We start from the raw sequence: 17303 nt of genomic DNA, 5'->3' as shown, positions 1-17303 counted from the left end.
GAGGTGCTCTGGGCTACGCGTCTGTCAAAATCAAACGGTCCATAAGCAGCCTGAATCACATCCAAGACAGATTGTGAATCCACACACTCTTTGGCATGATGGATGCAACAAAAGAGTTTACGCCGGAAATATGTAGGGCGGCATCCTGTTCGCCAATATCGCTATTGATTCGGCTGTAACTATCATCAGCATCACAGGTCGATCGTAAGATAGGTAGAGATTACACGCCCGGCGATGATGCGATAAGCCCCGGCTCCTTCGAGGTCGAAGCCGCTTGCATTGCCGACGTTGCTCATCTGCAATCGCAACGTCGCGTCGCGTTCCGACAGCCGGAACCGGAACCGGGCGCCGAGATCCAGCAGGGTGCGGGCCGGAATCGAAACCCGGTTGTCGCGCGTCGCGGGCAGGCTGCCGACATGCGACACCCCCGCGTCCAGCGACAGCCCCTCCGCCACCGGCGGACGCCAGTCGAGGTTCAGGTCGAGCGAACGCGTCGGCAGCCCGACCGGTCGCCGGCCGACACGGCCTAGGGCGACGCCCTCGCCGGTGACGCGGGGACGCAGCACCACCCCGCCTGCCACGACGTTCAGTCGCGGCGTCACCGTACCTGCCGCCGAGAACTCGATCCCCTGGCTGACGATATTGCCCAGCAGATCGAAGCGATTATCGGAGTTGAGATTATAGTAGGGTTTACGCAGGTCGAAGACGCCGGCGACCAGCTTGATCGTATCGGTGAGGCGATAACGGACGCCGGCATCCACCTGTCGCGTCAGGATCGCAGGCAGGGGCTGGTTGCGGTTGACGGCATTGTCGGGCGCGATGCCGCTTTCCTCCAGTCCGCGCGCGTAACCCGCGTAGAACGCGAGGCGCGGTCCCGCGAACCCCGCTACCGTCGCATTGTACAGCAGCGGCTGCGACCGGGTTTCCCGCGCAGCATCGCCCGGTGCCTCGAACCGCTTGCAATACCCGGTGCGTGATATGCCGAAGCTCAGTTCGCCGACCCCGCGCCAACGACCGTCATACGCCAGACCATAGGTCCGCTGGCGTACCCGGTCGCGGGTCTGCGCGGAAAAGGCGAAAACCGGTTCGGCCGCGTCGAAACCTTCACCGATCCGCGTAGGGCCATAGTCGAGATAGGCCGACCCCGCGTAGCGCTGTCGCCGGTCGCGCCCGCGCAGCGACAGGTGGAGGACATGCAGCCGCGGCCCCTCCGCCAGCGCGCGGCTGACTCGCAGTTCGCCCGAGAGCGAGACGAACCTGCTGCGCGGATCGGCGATGAGCAGCCGGTTGGCACGACCGTCCGGCGTCAGATCGGTCAGCAGATGCGCGAAGGTCGACCGGTCGTCGTACAGCGAGCGGAACAGCCCCGCCCGGATCGTCCAGTCGCGCCACGGCGACAGCGTGGCAAGCACACCCTGAAGACCGCCAACGCTATTGTAGTCGCTCCATGCCGGGCCATCATAGCGTCGTCGCGGAATGTGCGGCGGCAGATAGGGACCGGCCGGAACATAGGTCGGACCGGCCTCGTCGTCGATCACCTGGCTGCGCGCCCAGAACGGGATCACCTCGATATCCGGCGACGGCCGCCAGCGGAGCGACACCGCCTCGTTATGCGACCGGTTGTCGATGCCGTCGGCATAGCTGGTGCGCGATCCTTGCACACCGAACCCGAGGCTGAGGGTCGGCGACAGCGGCAACGCCCCGTCCAGTTCCAGCCCGGCATTGCCGTAGCTGTCGCCGCTGACCAGGACCGACAGCGACGCGGTGTCGCCGGGCTTGCGGAAGCTGTAGTCGACGATTCCCGTCGGGGACGGAAAGGGATAGCCCTGCGCGGACAGGCCGACGCGGATCGACGTCGACTGACGCAATCGCTGGATCAGGGTGAGGAAGGGATCGAAATACAGCCCCTCGATGCGGACATTGCCCGCCGCGAACGGCGAAAAGCCGCGCACATTGGCGGAGGAGTAGAGGCCGAGGCTCTCGCGCCCCACGCTGAAGCCAAACGCATCCTCGGCCTGTCGCACGGCGTTTTCCCCGGCGCGGCCCGGCGTCGACATGGGTGGCGGAGCATCCTGCTCGGCCGGCACGGGGGCGACGACCGCGTCCTGTCCCCATGCGGGGGCCACGACGAACGCCAGCGGGATTAGCACCGCCTTCATGCGACCAACTCGAACCCCCCGAGCGTGGGCGAAAAGCGGACAGCGGCGGTATCGAATGCGCGTCCGACATGGCCGGCGGCGATCAGGTCCGCCGCGCTGCCCACCGCCATACCGCCCTGTCCGTCGAGCAGCCACACGCTGTCGGCCAGTTGCAGCGACAGGTCGAGGTCATGGCTCGACAGCAGCACGATCCCGCCGGTCGCAAGGGCGTGAGCACGCAGCAACGCCATCGTCTCCACGCGGCCGGGTAAGTCGAGGAAGGCGGTGATCTCGTCGAGGATCATCAGCCGGGGCGACTGGGCGATCGCGCGCGCGATCATCACGCGCTGCCGCTCGCCGTCGGACAGGTCGTCGAACAGCCGCGCCGCGAACGGCGTCGCCCCGGCCATCGCCAACGCTTCCGCCACCTGCCGCCGGTCGTCGGTGGTCAGCCGCCCCTGCCAGCCGGTGAAGGGCTGGCGGCCCATCGAAACCACGTCGTCTACGGTCAGGCCGGGGCTGGCGGCGCGTTCGGTCAGCACGACCGCGACGCGCTGCGCCCGCGCCTGCGGACGCAGGGCCGTGATATCCTCGTCATCGAGCAACGCCGCGCCGCCGACCGCGCATTGCAGGCCGGCGATCGTGCGCATCAGCGTCGACTTGCCCGCGCCGTTGCGTCCGAGCACGCAGACGAAGCTACCCGGCGTGACCGCGACATCGAGGTCCGCGAGCACGGTACCGCGCGGCGCGCCGTAGCCGACGGACAGCGATTGCAGCCGCAGCATCAGCGTTGCCCCCGCATCGTCGGGGAGAAGACCAGCAGCGCGATCACCACCGGCGCGCCGACCAGCGCCAGCACGGCGTTGAGGTGCAGGAAATGCTGCTCCCACGGCGCATGGACGACGAGATCCGCCGCCAGCGCCAGCACCGCACCGGCGAGCGCGCCGAGCGGCATCAGCGGCATGATCCGCGCGGTGCCGACGATGGCACGCGCCAGATGCGGCACGATCAGCCCGACGAACGTCACCGGCCCGCAATAGGCGGTGACGGGCGCGACCAGCAGCACCACCGCCGCCAGCGTCAGCCGGCGAAGGCGCGTCACATCGGTGCCCAGGCTGCGCGCAAAGGTCTCCCCCAGGAGCAGCGCGGTCAGCGGCTTGGCATTGACCAGCGCGAGCGCTACGCCGGCCAGCACCGGCACGACCAGCATCGGCAAGTCCGCCGTGGTAACGCTAGCGAAATTGCCGTCGCTCCATCCGGAGAAGACCCGCCCGCCGACGCGATTGGCGAAATGCAGCACGACGCTGACGATCCCCTGCACGGTGAAGCCTAGCATCAGGCCGACCACGAGCAACGTGACCGTCCCCACCCGGCGCGCAAGCGCGGCCATCGCCAGCGCGAAGCCGCCGATGCCGATCATCGCCCCCACGGTGATCGACGGCCCCTCGAAATCGCGCAGGAACGACACAGCCTCCGGTCCGGAAAAGGCCGCGGCGGTCACCAGCAGGGCGACGCCGAGCTGGCCGCCCGCGGTCAGGCCCAGCGACCAGGCATCGGCCATCGGATTGCGGAACAGCGCCTGCATCAGCACGCCGCTCAACCCCAGTGCGCTGCCGGCGACGATCGCGGTGACGATCCGCGGCAGGCGCAGGCCGGTGACGATCTGCGCCGTCCCGGGATCTCCGCGCCCGGCCAGCGCCGCCAGCACGTCGCCGAAGCCGATGCCGACCGTTCCCCACGACAGGGCGAACAGCGCGGCGGCCAGCAGGACGACTAGCAACGCCGTGCCGCCGATCATGCTCCGGATCGCCGGCGTCATCGCGGCACCGTCGTATCGGGGCGGATGTAGCGGAACGGTCCGGTCCTCAGCGCCGGGTGCAGCATCCGCACGATGTCGCCCAGCACCAAGTCGGGCCGAATGAACGCCGTCTCGTATAAGTCGAAGGCATCCGCCGCCGGCTTGTACATGCCGTCGCCCGCGAACACGCAGCCCTCGCGATACGCCTTGAAGCGGCGCAGGGTGGCGACATCGCGAAACGGCAGCGAATGGGTGTCGCGCAGGATCCAGCAGTCGGCGTCGGTGCCTGTCGCGATCAGCTGCTCGGTCGAGATTTCGTTGAAGCTGTCCTTGCGCGGATCGTCGGTCTCCTGGAACGGATTGCGGCCGTTGGCGTCGCGCAACAGCTTCCCGTCCGCGTTGCGGATCGTCGGGTTCCACCGGTCGCCGCCGGCGAACCAGGCCGACATGACCGATCGGGTCGGCTGCGCGGCGGCGGCCTTCTTCAGTGCATCGACGTTACGGGCGACCGTGTCCGCGAACCTGTTCGCCTCGCGCTCCCGCGCGGTCAGCATCCCGACCAGCCGGACATAATCGACGCGACCCATATAGTCCGGCTCGTTCTCGGCGAAGACCGGCACGACGGGCACGCCCAGCGCGGCGATGCGCGGCAGCGCGCCGACGCTCTTCATGTCCTCCATGCTCATCAGCAGCACGTCGGGCTTCGCGGCGACCAGCGCGTCGAGATCGGGCGGGCTGTGCCAGCCATAGCCGATCTGCCGCACCTGTCCCACGCGGACGCGGGCGCGGAGCGAATCGTCCCACGACTTGACCCCGCCGACCGCCACCAGCCGGTCGTTGATGTCCAGCGCCTTCGTGATCGCCTCGTGGAACGCGGTGTTGCTCGCGATCCGCATCACGGGGGTGCGGATCAGCGTCGCGCCCGCGAGATCGCCGGTCAGCGGTGGTGCGGTCGCTCCGCGCGGCACCAGCACCAGTCGCCGGAATTGCTCCTCACCGACCGCATCGCCGCCCCAGCTCACCACCGATGCCTTGAGGTCGACGACGCGGTAGCCGTCGCGGTCGACCACGCGGAAAGTCTTCGCGAACGGCATGGCGATCTCGCGCCCCGCGACGGCCGTCTGCGATGGCGTCGTCTCCGGCGCCCGATCGCAGCCGGCCAGCAGCGCCAGCGCGAGCAGCACCGCCCGCATCAGAACCCAGCCCGCAGCGCGGCGCGGAACTGGCGCGGCGGACCCGGCGTGGCATAGGTCGGCGCGGTGGTGCCGCCGAAGAAGAAGCCGTAGCGTTCATCAAGCGCGTTCAGCAGCGTGAGGTCGAGCGACAGGCCCTTCCACGCGGCCGGCTGGATCCGCGCGCCCAGCGTCACCAGCGTGTAGCCGCCGCCCTGCACGCGATTGTCCGCGGTGATCTGATAATCGTCATACCATTCGACGATGCCGCGCGCCGACAGCCACGGCGCGATGCGCTGTTCGCTCGCGACATAGATGATGTTCGGCGCGATCCCGGTCGGCGTCTTGCCCGACAGGTCGAGCGGGCCGGCAAACTCCTGCACGGCATAGTCTTCCCAGCGCGGCGCGACATGCGTGTACTGAATCTGCACCGATGTGCCGTCGCGCGGGCGGATGTCCAGCGCCGCCTCGATCCCCTTGCTTTCGTAGCGGTCGCCATAAGTGATGAGGTTCGATGGCTGCGTGAAATCATTCGCCGCCGCCGGATTGGGGACGATCGCGCGGCGGTTGCGCTGGATCGACCAGAAGCCGGTCAGCGCAAAGCCCAGCGTGTCGTCCAGCGCGCGGCCCTTCCACCCCAGTTCGACGCTGTCGAGCGTCGTCGGGCGCTGTTCGGGACGCGCATATTGGTCGGCATTCCATTCGAACGTCGGACCGAAATTGGAATTGAAGCCCCGGCCATAGGAGGCATAGACCTGCCCCCCGCCATAGCGCCACGACAGCGCCGCCTTGGGCGAGAAGGCATTGGCGGTCGCGGCGTCCTGCGATCCGTCGAACTTGCCGGCGATGGGCAAGAAGCGCGCGGTGCGCCGGAACCGGTCGTAGCGGCCGCCGACGGTCAGGAACAGGCGATCGGACAGTGCGATCTCATCCTGCGCGAAGGCGGAGACATAGGTGGTGACGAGGCGGTTGCGGCTGAGCGGATCGTCCACGACGAAGCACGGCGCGCCCGCATTGGCGACGCCGCCGCGCAAGTAATCGATCTCGACCGAATAGAAGGTGAAGCCGCAGGCGGATGTGAAGCCGTTCTGCCCCGACCAGCGATTGTCGGCGCGCGACAACGCACGCTCCCCGGTGATGCCGGCGACGATACGGTGCGCGCCCGCCTCGTAGCGCGCGGTCAGCTCGCCATAGGCGACGTCGAACTTCTGCGCGCCGTAGAAGCCGTTGATGCCGAAGACGCCACGCTGCGGCGCGAAGCCGAACGGGTCGTAGAAGTTCAACCGGTTGTCGAAGTCGAATTTGCGATACTGGCCGGTCGCGGTCAGGGTCAGCGCGTCGCTGGCGCGATGCTCGACGCGGATCGCGCCCAGCCCGCCCTCGACCACCGATCGCGGATTGCCATAGCCGTTGAACGCCCGCTGCCCGCCGGTCACGTCGATCGGACGGCGGGCGGCATCGAACGGCAGGACGCTCGGCGTCTCCGACCGGCGATCTAGATAGGTGCCGTACAGCGACACGTCGGTGCGCGCGTCCAGCGCCCATGTCAGCTTTGCGAACAGGTTCAACTGCCGCCGGGCGCCATTCTCGCGCCAGCCGCCGTAATCCTCATAGGCGGCCGTCGCGATCATACCCAAATCGTCGCCGATCCGTCGGGATAGGGACAACTCGCCCCGGTAGTATTCGTCGCTGCCGCCGGTTACCGCCGCCTCGATCCGGTCGGCGCCCGGCGCGCGCGTGATGTAATTGACCACGCCGTACAGTGCGCCGCGACCATACAGCGCCGACGCCGGTCCCTTCACCACCTCGACGCGCGACAGGGCGGGGTAGGGGACGATCCCCAGCGCGCCTTCCTCATTGAGATCGAACGGCATCCCGTCGATGAGCGTCAGATAGCCTTCGGTCCCGTTCGATCCGCGGATCGAGACATAGGGGAATTCGTCGCCATCACCCTCACCGCGACGAAAAGACACGCCCGGCACCCCGCGAAACTCGTCGGTTCCAAAGGTGAAGCCGTCACGCCGAAGCGTGTCGATGTTCTTCACGGTTACGTCGGCGGGCACGTCGACCAGCCGCTGTCCGCTGCGCGTCGCGGTGACGACGATCTCAGCGCGTTCTTCGTCTTCGTCTACCGCCTGCGCACGAACGGGTGCCGTCATGCCAACAGCAAATGCTACCATTCCGCTCGTACGCAGCAGCCGTCGCAGGCCGACCCGCCCCGTCATTTTTCCAGTGGCAGGGGCGATCCGTGTTGGCAAGATCGCCAAGGCCGGCGCGCGGGCGAGGCTCGATCGGAACGGCGTGGTGACGATCGAAACCGACATGACGGATATCGGCACCGGCAGCTATACCGTCGTCCAGCAGACCGCGGCAGAGATGATGGGCGTTGCGCCCGACCGGATCGTCGTCAAACTCGGCGACTCCACCTTCCCGGAAACGCCGGGATCGGGCGGCCAGCAGGGCGCGCCTTCGGTCACCGCCGGCGTCTATGCCGCGTGCATAAAGTTGCGCGAGACCGTCGCCCAGCGGCTCGGCTTCAACACCGCCGACGTCGATTTTGCCGATGGGCAGGTGCGAAGCGGCGACCGATCAGTAAAGCTCACCGACGCGGTCAGGGACGGCGACATCGTGGTCGAGGACCTGATGGAGTTCGCCAAGCTCGCCGATCAGTTCCAGCAACAGACCTTCGGCGCCCATTTTGCCGAGGTCGCGGTCGACGCCTATACCGGGGAGGTCCGGGTGCGACGGATGCTTGCGGTCTGTGCAGCGGGACGCATCCTCAACCCCAAGACAGCGCGTAGCCAAATAATCGGCGGGATGGTGATGGGCATCGGTGCTGCGCTGATGGAGGACATGGCGATCGACAAGCGCTTCGGCTTTTTCGTGAATCACGATCTTGCGGGCTACGAAGTACCGGTACACGCCGACATCCCGCATCTCGACGCCTTCTTCATCGACGAGATCGATCCGACGATCTCGCCGGTGAAGGCCAAGGGCGTCGGCGAACTGGGCCTGACCGGAGTCGCGCCAGCGATCGCCAACGCGATCTACAACGCGACCGGCGTGCGCGTGCGCGAGTATCCGATCACGCTCGAGAAGCATCTTAACGCGCTCCCTGCGCTGACGTGATTGTCCGACGGATGCCCCCGCGTGCTGCATGCCTGCTGAAGTTCGGCATGATTGTCACCTTGCCGCCGCCGCCAGCCTTGCTCAAGCACAAAGAGGAATCTTCGACATGACCATCGCATGTAAATCGGAGATGAAAACCGTGGGGGGCCGGAAGCGTATTCTACCGGCAAGGTTACGATCACTGGGCGGTTTCACCGCGACGATCCATCTCGCGTCTCCGGCGCTATGGTCTATTTTGAACCCGGCGCCCGGAGTGCTTGGCACACGCACCCTGCCGGCCAGACGCTGATCGTAACCGAAGGCGTGGGTTGGACGCAGATCGCAGATGGCCCGAAGCTTGAGTTCAACGCGGGCGACATCCTGTGGTGCCCTAGAGACCGCAAGCATTGGCAAGGCGCATCAGGGCATGACGCATATCGCCGTCCAGGAGTCGATTGATGACTCGGCCGCGACCTGGATGGAAAAGGTGGCAGACGAGGAGTATCTCGCGCCGCTAGGTGCGGAGCGACGGGACGCCTCTGTCACCGTAACGCGCTCGGCAGCCGGGCCTACTAAACCGATAGGCACCTAACCGAGATAATCACGCGCGGCCTCTCGGAGGTGCGCATTCCGCCCGATCAAACCGTTCCACGCCGAACGTCACGCATCAAAAAGCGGTGAGCGCCGATATGGACGAATAGACGAAAGTGGAAGGCGGAGAAGTGGGTCACCGCAAGGCTGACAGATAATGGTCGACTGCTTGCCTTACGCAGCAGTCTTGGCCTTGATCAGAACAAGTGCAGTCACCCTACCAGCCTGCGTTACGATCCGCGCCGTACCGTCTGCAGCTGCACCGGCGGCGCTGCCACCCACGACAAACCCCGGCGGCGGTCGGACGATAATTGTCCGAGCGGTGCCACGCAGTCGCACGTTGATGCGGTCTACTACCCAATCAATATCCACTTCGGTTCCGCCACGGGCGCGAAGTCCTTTGACTGAGCCTGACGACCAGTTTGTCGGGAGCGCCGGCAGAACCGCGATCTCGCCGTCGTGGCTTTGCATCAACATTTCGGCGATAGCCGCGGTGATCCCGAAATTTCCATCGATCTGGAACAAGACATGTCCCGGGGCCGGGTGCGTGTCGAACAGGTTGTTGACGAGGCTGTCGCGCACGAAGAATTGCAGAGAGCGAGCCGTCGCCACGGGGTCGGCCAGTCGGGCCCAGATCGCGGTCGCCCATGCGCGGCTCCAACCCGTCGCGGCACCCCCATTCTGTTCGCGGCGCAGCATCGACGCCCGGACGCCGTTCGCCATGTCCGGCGTGCTACGTGGCGTGAATTCCGTTCCCGGATACAGCGGGTAGAGATGCGAGATGTGTCGATGTCCGGCGTCCTGTTCAGCGAAATCCTCTGACCATTCCTGCAACTGACCATGACGGCCGATCCGATACGGTTCCAACGCGAGCAATCGCTGCTGTAGTTGTTCGGCGAAGGCCTTAGCCGTGCCGAGGACCTCCATCGCGGCGATGCAATTGGCGAACAAATTCCGGATCAACGCCAAGTCCATCGTGCATCCTGCACTGATCGCTGCCGGCCTGCCGTCGCTCGCCAGGAAAAGATTTTCGGGCGAAATAGAGGGCGCCGTCGTCAGATGGCCATTGGCCGGACCACGGATCAGCCAAGCCGAACAAAATTCCGCCGCGCCCCGCATCAGCGGCCATGCACGTCGGCGCAGATACTCGACGTCACCGCCAAAGGCGAAATGATCCCACACATGCTGCGCCAACCAGGGCGCACCCATCGGCCAGTTCGCCCAGTTCGGATCACCCTTGCCCTCCCCGACGGGATTGGTCATCGCCCAAAGATCGGTATTATGGTGCAGGCACCATCCGGGCATGTCGTAATAGGTACGGGCAGTCACCGCACCCGTTGTTGCCAAGCGCTCAATATGGTCGATCAGCGGTAGATGACAGTCGGCGAGATTGCATGTCTCGGCCGGCCAATAGTTCATCTCCATGTTGATATTGGTCGTGTGATTGCAGCTCCAGGGGGGCCGAACCTTGTCGCTCCAAATGCCTTGCAGGTTCGCCGGCTGTGTTCCGGGGCGAGATGTCGCGATCAGAAGGTAACGACCGAAATGGAACAGGAGTGCCGCGAGGCCGGGGTCAGGCTGTTTAAAATCGGCAATGCGACGGCGATCGGTCGTAGCGTCGAGCCGCGGCGGACCGAGGTCAAGTTGCGCGCGACGATACAGCACCTGATGCGCGGCAACGTGGTCGCGCCGCAACGCATTACAGGACAGGCCGGCAACGCGAGCCAGCGTTGCCGATGCGGCGGCCTCGACGACCGATATTGGCAGGTCGGGCGCTTGAACAAAGCCGCGAAAGCCCGTTGCCGCAGCGATGCGCAGTTCGATCGAACCAGCCCGCTCGACCCGCAGCCCCCCGGCATCCGGCGTCACTATGCCGTCGCTACGCACATCGACGATTGTCGCGAACGCCATGCCGCGCCCCGGCACATCGGAATACACTATCGGGTCGGGGACATTATCGTAATCCGGTTTGCAGACCGTCGGAGCCTTGCCCGTCTGGACGATCCGCGTCCCGGCACTGCGCTCGGTCGATCGCAACAGGCTGTCGAGTGCAATGCGGCACGATATCGCGCCATTGTGGTCGGCGACGATCCGAACAACGATGATTTGGGCCGGGTGAGACACCAGCGTTTCGCGTTCGAACAGGATACCGCCTTGGCGATAGACGGTAGTGGCCATAGCGGTGTCGAGGACGAGCGCACGGTGATAGTCAGTCGTTGCGCCTTGAGGCTCGAAATCGAGCGTGAGATTCGTCAGCGGTTGATAGCTCTGACTGTACAGTCCCTGCATGGTACGCGAGAAACGATCCGCTCCGTGGTGATCCCCGGCCAGGACGAGCCGGCGTATCTTGGCAAGGCTTGACGGATCGGCGGAAAGTGCCGCGATGGGCTGCCCCGACCATAGCGTATCTTCGTTCAGCGAGATGACTTCGCGATCGATCCCGCCACGAACCATCGCGCCAAGTCGGCCGTTGCCAAGCGGAAAGGCCTCAAGCCATTCATCGGCCGGTTTGTTCAGCATCAGCAGGTGTGCGGCATCCGCCTGGGGCTGCTGCGCCAGCGCGGTGCCAGCGCGAGCTTGCCATGTCAATGTCGCCAATGCCGAAAGTCGCACGAAACCGCGCCGGTCGATTGGCAACATATGCGCTCCTAGCGGTTCTTATATATGCTCATTCATTTCATATTTGCCGAACTTGGGTATATGTTCAAGTTAGGATTGTGAGGGCTAAAGGCTGCTCCGTCGCTGATATGAATGGGCGGCAGAAGTTAGGAGCCGCAATCAGGCTGGGAATGGCCGTAACTGGGTCAAGCTACCTATTATTATGATGTAATTTAAGCAAAAAAGCAGGTCGCCTGCGTCCGATCAACGCGAAAACGCGTTGACCATCTTGTAAGTAATATGCGCGCCAACGCGTCATAGCTGCAAGAGGATGGATGAGATGCCGGACGGACGCGACCCGCAGGATGATGCTCCAGCCTCAGCGAGGAAAGAGGGCGATGTCGACGCATTGATGGATATCAAACAGGCCAAAGGCAAAGACATAGTAGCGCGGGCGGTGACGATCAATCGGCCTGCAAACGAACTGTTCGCCTATTTCCGCGATTTCTCAAACCTTCCTGCCTTCATGGAGAATGTCGAACGGATCGACGTCTTAGATGCCGAGCGGTCGCATTGGGTTGTGAAGGCGCCTGCAGGCCGGACGGTTGAATGGGACGCAACGATTACCGAGGAAGTCGACGGCCGGTTCGTCGCATGGACTTCCGAACCCGGCGCCGACATCGCCAATAGTGGATGCGTGACGTTCAAGGATGCTGGTGCGCGTGGTACCGTGGTAACGGCTACGATCCTATATGATCCATCTGGCGGATTGATCGGCAAGATCGTCGCGAAGATGTTCCAGCGTGAACCCGCCATCCAAGCTCGGCGCGACCTGCGCCGGTTCAAGCAGTTGATGGAGACGGGCGAAGTGGCGACAGCCGCGATGAACCTGAAGCAATACAAAGAGGAGCAGGCCTGATGCGTGCGCTCACTTGGCACGGCCGCCATGATGTTCGCGTCGATACCGTCGATGATCCAGGTATTGTAAATCCTCGCGACTGCATCATCAAGGTCACCTCGACCGCGATCTGCGGCTCCGATCTGCATTTGTATGACGGCTATATCCCTACGATGCAATCGGGCGATATTCTCGGACACGAATTCATGGGCGAAGTCGTCGAGGTGGGCGCGAAGTCGACGTTGACAAAAGGACAACGCGTGGTGGTGCCATTCACGATCGCGTGTGGGAGCTGCTATCATTGCGGCAAGCATCAGTATTCGGCGTGCGACAACGGGCTGCCTGCCGACAATCAGGACATCGCTCAGGAGCTTTATGGTCAGCCGATGTCCGGGCTATTCGGCTATAGTCACATGACCGGCGGCTATGCTGGCGGTCAAGCGGAATATGTCCGCGTGCCGTTCAGTGATGTCGGGCCCATCGTCATCCCTGACGGTATCGAGGACGACAAGGTGCTGTTCCTCTCCGACATCCTCCCAACCGGTTGGATGGCAGCGGAAAATGCCGATATCGAGCCTGGCGATACGGTGGCGGTCTGGGGTTGCGGTCCGGTCGGACTGTTTGCGGTCCAGTCGGCGTTCCTGATGGGTGCCGAACGTGTGATTGCGATCGACCACTTTCCGCACCGGCTCGAACTCGCTGCTAAATTCGGCGCCGAGACGATCAACTTTGAACAAAGTGCGGTGTACGAAGCGCTGATGCTGATGACCGGCGGTATCGGTCCAGACGCGGTGATCGACAGCGTCGGCCTGGAAGCCCATGGCTTCTTTGTCGACAACGTATTGGACCAGATCAAGAAGTCGACGTTCCTGGGCACTGACCGTGCGCACGCGAACCGCCAGGCGATCATCGCCTGCCGCAAAGGTGGTCGTGTCTCTATGCCCGCGGTTTACGGCGGGTACGTCGACAAATGGCCCCTTGGCGCTTTCATGGAAAAGGGGCTGACGCTCAAGACAGGGCAAACGCACGTCCAGCACTACATGCCGGCGCTGCTGAACGCGATCCTTGAGGGCAAGATCGATACGACCTTTCTCATCTCGCACCGGATGGACCTGGAAGAGGCACCCAAGGGCTACAAGATGTTTCATGACGATCAGAACGTCGTGACCAAGGTTGTGCTGAAACCGGGCTTGAACCACTGACCTGCCCCCGCCCGAGAGGATAATAGATCATGGCCGATAAGTTTGCTATCATCACCGGCGCCTCGACGGGCATTGGGTTCGAACTGGCAACGCTCGCCGCCAAGGACGGCTACGACATACTGATTGCTGCCGATGAGGCGCTTATCGAATCTGCCGCCAAGGATTTCGAACAATTCGGCACGCAGGTGACGGCAGTCCAAGCCGATCTTTCGACGATTGAGGGAGTTGATATGCTCCTCGCAGCAGCCAGCGGCCGGAAGATCGACTTAATCTGCGCCAATGCCGGTCACGGGTTCGGACACGGCTTTCTCGATCAGTCGGTCGCCGACTGGCGCCACGTGGTCGACACCAACATCGTTGGCACACTCTATCTGCTGCACAAGACGATGCCTGCTATGGTCGCGCGCAATGACGGCAAGGTACTCGTAACGGGATCGGTTGCGGGCTACATCCCCGGCGCGTTCCAAGCGGTGTACAATGCGAGCAAGGCTTTCGTAGACAGCTTTACCGAAGCGCTGCGCAATGAGATCAAGGATTTGGACGGCGTTCAGCTCACGACGTTGATGCCGGGGCCGGTTGATACGGAGTTCTTCGACCGGGCCGACATGAGCGATACTTCGGTCGGCACCGATCCAGACAAACGCGATCCCGCCGATGTAGCAAAGGATGGCTGGCAGGCACTGATGGACGGTAAGCCTTCGGTCTTCTCCGGTTGGAAGGCCAAGGTTCAAGGGGTCATCGCCAATGTCGTACCCGCATCGGTGTTGGCCGAGCAGCACCGCAAGATGGCCGAACCGGGCAGCGGCAAATAACCAGATGGCGGCTGGCGCGATCAAAATGGATCGGGTCGCTCTGCCCCATTTGCAGCAGAGGGGCTTTTTTGATCGCCATCGCTATCTGTATTCCCGTTCAGAACGAGGAAGAAGAGTTGCCCAAGCTGTTCGACGCGCTGGACGCGTTAGGATGGAATGGTCGCGATAGTCTCAACATCTGCCTCATGTTGGACGGATGCGTCGATGCCAGCGCCGACATAGCCTTGGCATATCAGGGAAGATCGAAACACCGCGTGACGATCAAGCAGGAGGAGCGGCCAAGCGGCAATGTCGGCATCGCCCGTCATCGCGCAATGAAGTTGGGCTTGCGCGCACTAGGAATAGGGGAGGGCCTTCTACTGTCGACTGATGCTGACAGCACTCCTGGCTCAGACTGGTTGTCAGCGATGTTAAACGCGTTGCATCGAGCGGACGTCGTGGTTGGCAAGATCGTGCGAGTAGAAGGCAGTGCCAATCTGCTGCAGAACCGCGTCGAGGCCTATTACGATCGCATGGCCGTACTGCGACGACGCCTTGATCCAGTGCCTTGGGAGGCGGCAAGCGTCCACCATCACGTCGGCGGTGCGAACATCGGTATTCGCGCCGAGGTGTACAGATCGCTGGGCGGGTTCGCGCCGCTACCGAACGGAGAAGATGCGCGGCTTATTGATGACGCCGCGCGCGCCGGCTTTCGTGTCCGGCGGGACGCTGCCTGTATAGTCCATACATCGGCGCGGCACGTCGGCCGTGCTTCGGGGGGCTTGGCTGACGTGCTGCGCGCGCTAAAGGGCGCCGAAGCGGAGACGATCCAAGTCGCTCATCCGGGCGACATGGTATGGCAGTACCGTCGGCAAGCAGAGGTACGGGCTGCACATGCCTTGGATCGGCTCGATCTTGCCGCTGCGGTCGTTGGTTTGACTCACGATCATGTCCGCGGCGTAGCGCGTGATTGCCCCAATGCGGAGGCATTCGCGATGCGGATCGTGCCGGAGCCTCCAGGTGGCATGCGAACTGTCTCACTTGCTGTCGCCGAGCGCGAGCTTGACTTTCTGACTGGATGCGAGCGTGCGATATGATCGATTTGGCATTTACAATCGGTGAGCAGACGCGAGCGCTCCGAACGCTTCATGATCCTTCCGACCAGGAGGCACTGTTACATCTGCTGCGTGTACTTTTTGCAGCGGGACGTAAGGATCTCCCGCTCGGGCGATTGTTCGAAGGGCAGGTCGATGCTCTCCAGATCGTTTCGCGCTACGGCAGTGCGGAGCAGCGCACGCGGCTTGTCGACGCGGTTGCAGCTGGCGGTATCGTTGGGGTGTGGAACGCCGACCTGCCGGGCAAACCGCTCGTGTTGAAAGAGGGTCGACTTGAGGGTGGCAAGAGCTTTGCATCCGGCGCGGGCATGGTGACCCACGCCCTTGTCACCGTCGAAGGGAACGGGGGACGCCAGCTCATTCTCGTCGATCTGGTCCGCACCCCGCCGACAATCGATCGCAAATTCTGGCAGGTCATCGGTATGCAGCGTTCGGAGACGCATATCGTTTGCTGGGACGGCGATCATATACGACCCAACGATCTTATCGGGCAGCCAGGCGACTATGTGCGGGAGCCATGGTTCAGCGGAGGCGCGATGCGGTTTGCGGCGGTGCAGGCAGGCGGCATAGCGGCGTTGGTCGACCAGACGCGGGACCATCTGGTAGCGACGGGACGCACCGACGATCCGCATCAGGCGGGCCGGCTGGCAGACTTATACGGGCTGGCGGAAACGGCGTCTGGTTCCGTTCGGAACGCAGCCAAAGGATGGTTTGGTGACGAAACAACCCGCCTGCCGCTGGTCTCAGCGGCACGTACGGCGGTTTATGACGCGGGCGGACGCGCATTGGCGCTAGCGCAAGAGGCAGTAGGCGTATCCGCGCTGTTTGTTTCGCATCCGCTCGCCGCGACGATAACCGACCTGTCGATGTACTTGCGTCAGCCCGGTCCTGACGCGCAGCGCATGAGGGTCGGCGCAGCGGTTGCTTCGGGCGTGTTGAACCCCTCGCTGTGACTATAAGGATCGGCAAGCCACGCTGTCTGCTGATCGTAGCGCCTCATCCGGACGATGAGGCTATCGGTGCGTATGCGCTTATAACACGGTTACGCCGGCGCGGTGTCGAGGTCCGCATTGTCGTCGTGACCGATGGGCATGCCTCACATCGCGGTAGCTCGCGCTGGCCGCGCGACAGGCTGGTGTGCGAACGCCAGCGCGAAACTCTCCGGGCGATGCGCCTGATCGGCGTACCAGCCGGCAAGATTCAATTCCTTGGTATGCCTGACGGGGAACTGCCGGTCTTCGCTAGCCAGGCCCGTCATCGCATCGCGAGGGAGATGCGACGAGCGCCCACGCCGTTGCTCGTACTCGCGCCGTCGGCTCGTGATCACCACGCGGATCACCGGGTGACAGCCATGGCGGTCGCGGCCGCCGACCGGTCGGGCGTACGGCGCCTCGCCTATCCCGTGTGGCCAGCCGGAGTCCGCTTGCACCGGCATTTCGCGATGCCGCTAAGCGGGCAGGAACGGCTAGCAAAATGCAGCGCGATTAAGCGCTATAAGACGCAGGCCGGCCGAATTACCGACGATCCCGACGGGTTCGCCATGACGCGTGCACAGATTGCCGCCTTCAGCGGTCCCTACGAGATATTTGTGGACGAAGGTCGATGAAGGCTATCACTCTAAGCGGCTTTGAGGCCAAGTTCGCTCACGACGCAGATCCTTGGCGGACCTTCAAGGATGCTGACGAGGCGCTGAAGCGGACTGCGATCCTACACGGGATGGGAGCTGGACCGTGGGGGAGAGTATTGGAGCTGGCGGCAGGAAACGGCTCTAACAGTGCCGCGATCGCGCCTCGGGCCTTACGCCTTGATGCGACGGAGGCGACGCGGAGCGGCACGGCACTGGTCGCAAGCGCGATTGGTTCATCCCGCCCTCGCGCCCGCGCGATACGCTT

13 protein-coding genes and 1 pseudogene are annotated in these 17303 nt (G+C 63.9%); 8 read left to right on the top strand and 6 right to left on the bottom strand.

Features of this window, described 5'->3' with window-relative positions; genetic code table 11:
• Positions 1–191 precede the first annotated feature (191 nt).
• The 5 genes from ASE83_RS07750 to ASE83_RS07730 are packed head-to-tail and all read right to left on the bottom strand — an operon-like array spanning position 192 to position 7267.
• Positions 192–2159 carry a TonB-dependent receptor gene (locus ASE83_RS07750; protein WP_156352894.1) on the bottom strand — a complete coding sequence of 656 codons (1968 nt, stop codon included), beginning with the start codon at positions 2157–2159 and terminating at the stop codon, positions 192–194.
• Positions 2156–2923, bottom strand: coding sequence for an ABC transporter ATP-binding protein (locus ASE83_RS07745; RefSeq protein WP_055786171.1), 768 nt, complete (start codon positions 2921–2923; stop codon positions 2156–2158). Before ASE83_RS07745 ends, ASE83_RS07750 begins: the two co-directional genes overlap by 4 nt.
• A complete protein-coding gene (locus tag ASE83_RS07740) occupies positions 2923–3957 on the bottom strand; it encodes a FecCD family ABC transporter permease (protein ID WP_055786168.1) in 1035 nt (344 codons plus the stop codon). Before ASE83_RS07740 ends, ASE83_RS07745 begins: the two co-directional genes overlap by 1 nt.
• Entirely contained in the window at positions 3954–5129 is a 1176-nt protein-coding gene (locus tag ASE83_RS07735; RefSeq protein ID WP_055786165.1) for an ABC transporter substrate-binding protein, read from the bottom strand. Before ASE83_RS07735 ends, ASE83_RS07740 begins: the two co-directional genes overlap by 4 nt.
• Positions 5129–7267 carry a TonB-dependent receptor gene (locus ASE83_RS07730; protein WP_055786163.1) on the bottom strand — a complete coding sequence of 713 codons (2139 nt, stop codon included), beginning with the start codon at positions 7265–7267 and terminating at the stop codon, positions 5129–5131. The genes ASE83_RS07735 and ASE83_RS07730 overlap by 1 nt, the downstream gene beginning before the upstream one ends.
• A 73-nt stretch (positions 7268–7340) precedes the next feature.
• On the opposite strand from ASE83_RS07730, the pseudogene ASE83_RS07725 reads away from it, so the two are divergent.
• Together ASE83_RS07725 and ASE83_RS18920 are read left to right on the top strand one after the other, a co-directional pair.
• Positions 7341–8237 (top strand): annotated as a pseudogene (locus tag ASE83_RS07725) (molybdopterin cofactor-binding domain-containing protein); the annotation flags it as partial.
• A 225-nt stretch (positions 8238–8462) separates the two neighbouring features.
• A complete protein-coding gene (locus ASE83_RS18920) occupies positions 8463–8675 on the top strand; it encodes a cupin domain-containing protein (protein WP_235513155.1) in 213 nt (70 codons plus the stop codon).
• Positions 8676–8981: 306 nt separating this feature from the next.
• Here ASE83_RS18920 and ASE83_RS07715 read toward each other — a convergent pair whose 3' ends face one another.
• Complete coding sequence (locus ASE83_RS07715) at positions 8982–11447, bottom strand: glycoside hydrolase family 95 protein (protein WP_055786159.1); 2466 nt, start codon at positions 11445–11447, stop codon at positions 8982–8984.
• A 298-nt stretch (positions 11448–11745) separates the two neighbouring features.
• Between ASE83_RS07715 and ASE83_RS07710 the strand changes: the two genes are divergently transcribed.
• The 6 genes from ASE83_RS07710 to ASE83_RS18115 all read left to right on the top strand — a co-directional run bounded on the left by ASE83_RS07710 (position 11746) and on the right by ASE83_RS18115 (position 17017).
• Entirely contained in the window at positions 11746–12324 is a 579-nt protein-coding gene (locus ASE83_RS07710) for an SRPBCC family protein (protein ID WP_055786212.1), read from the top strand.
• Positions 12324–13505, top strand: a complete 1182-nt coding sequence (locus ASE83_RS07705) for a zinc-dependent alcohol dehydrogenase (RefSeq protein WP_055786156.1) — start codon at positions 12324–12326, stop codon at positions 13503–13505. Before ASE83_RS07710 ends, ASE83_RS07705 begins: the two co-directional genes overlap by 1 nt.
• Positions 13506–13534: 29 nt before the next feature.
• Positions 13535–14317, top strand: coding sequence for an SDR family NAD(P)-dependent oxidoreductase (locus ASE83_RS07700; RefSeq protein ID WP_055786153.1), 783 nt, complete (start codon positions 13535–13537; stop codon positions 14315–14317).
• Positions 14318–14385: 68 nt separating this feature from the next.
• Positions 14386–15393, top strand: coding sequence for a glycosyltransferase (locus ASE83_RS18120; protein ID WP_162236598.1), 1008 nt, complete (start codon positions 14386–14388; stop codon positions 15391–15393).
• Positions 15390–16364 carry an acyl-CoA dehydrogenase gene (locus ASE83_RS07695; RefSeq protein WP_156352888.1) on the top strand — a complete coding sequence of 325 codons (975 nt, stop codon included), beginning with the start codon at positions 15390–15392 and terminating at the stop codon, positions 16362–16364. The genes ASE83_RS18120 and ASE83_RS07695 overlap by 4 nt, the downstream gene beginning before the upstream one ends.
• The gene (locus tag ASE83_RS18115) at positions 16361–17017 is read left to right on the top strand and encodes a PIG-L deacetylase family protein (protein WP_082443200.1); all 657 of its coding nucleotides are present in this window, start codon (positions 16361–16363) and stop codon (positions 17015–17017) included. The genes ASE83_RS07695 and ASE83_RS18115 overlap by 4 nt, the downstream gene beginning before the upstream one ends.
• Positions 17018–17303: the final 286 nt, after the last annotated feature.

Source organism: Sphingomonas sp. Leaf32 (assembly GCF_001421765.1).
Taxonomy (GTDB): Bacteria; Pseudomonadota; Alphaproteobacteria; order Sphingomonadales; family Sphingomonadaceae; genus Sphingomonas.
The sequence above is the reverse complement of the archived record's forward strand: the minus strand, read 5'-3'. Positions and strand labels throughout refer to the sequence as shown.

Coding starts and splice junctions, on each gene's coding strand:
- ASE83_RS07750 (WP_156352894.1), bottom strand. CDS start 2,159: ATGAAGGCGGTGCTAATCCCGCTGGCGTTCGTCGTGGCCCCCGCATGG.
- ASE83_RS07745 (WP_055786171.1), bottom strand. CDS start 2,923: ATGCTGCGGCTGCAATCGCTGTCCGTCGGCTACGGCGCGCCGCGCGGT.
- ASE83_RS07740 (WP_055786168.1), bottom strand. CDS start 3,957: ATGACGCCGGCGATCCGGAGCATGATCGGCGGCACGGCGTTGCTAGTC.
- ASE83_RS07735 (WP_055786165.1), bottom strand. CDS start 5,129: ATGCGGGCGGTGCTGCTCGCGCTGGCGCTGCTGGCCGGCTGCGATCGG.
- ASE83_RS07730 (WP_055786163.1), bottom strand. CDS start 7,267: ATGACGGCACCCGTTCGTGCGCAGGCGGTAGACGAAGACGAAGAACGC.
- ASE83_RS18920 (WP_235513155.1), top strand. CDS start 8,463: ATGGTCTATTTTGAACCCGGCGCCCGGAGTGCTTGGCACACGCACCCT.
- ASE83_RS07715 (WP_055786159.1), bottom strand. CDS start 11,447: ATGTTGCCAATCGACCGGCGCGGTTTCGTGCGACTTTCGGCATTGGCG.
- ASE83_RS07710 (WP_055786212.1), top strand. CDS start 11,746: ATGCCGGACGGACGCGACCCGCAGGATGATGCTCCAGCCTCAGCGAGG.
- ASE83_RS07705 (WP_055786156.1), top strand. CDS start 12,324: ATGCGTGCGCTCACTTGGCACGGCCGCCATGATGTTCGCGTCGATACC.
- ASE83_RS07700 (WP_055786153.1), top strand. CDS start 13,535: ATGGCCGATAAGTTTGCTATCATCACCGGCGCCTCGACGGGCATTGGG.
- ASE83_RS07695 (WP_156352888.1), top strand. CDS start 15,390: ATGATCGATTTGGCATTTACAATCGGTGAGCAGACGCGAGCGCTCCGA.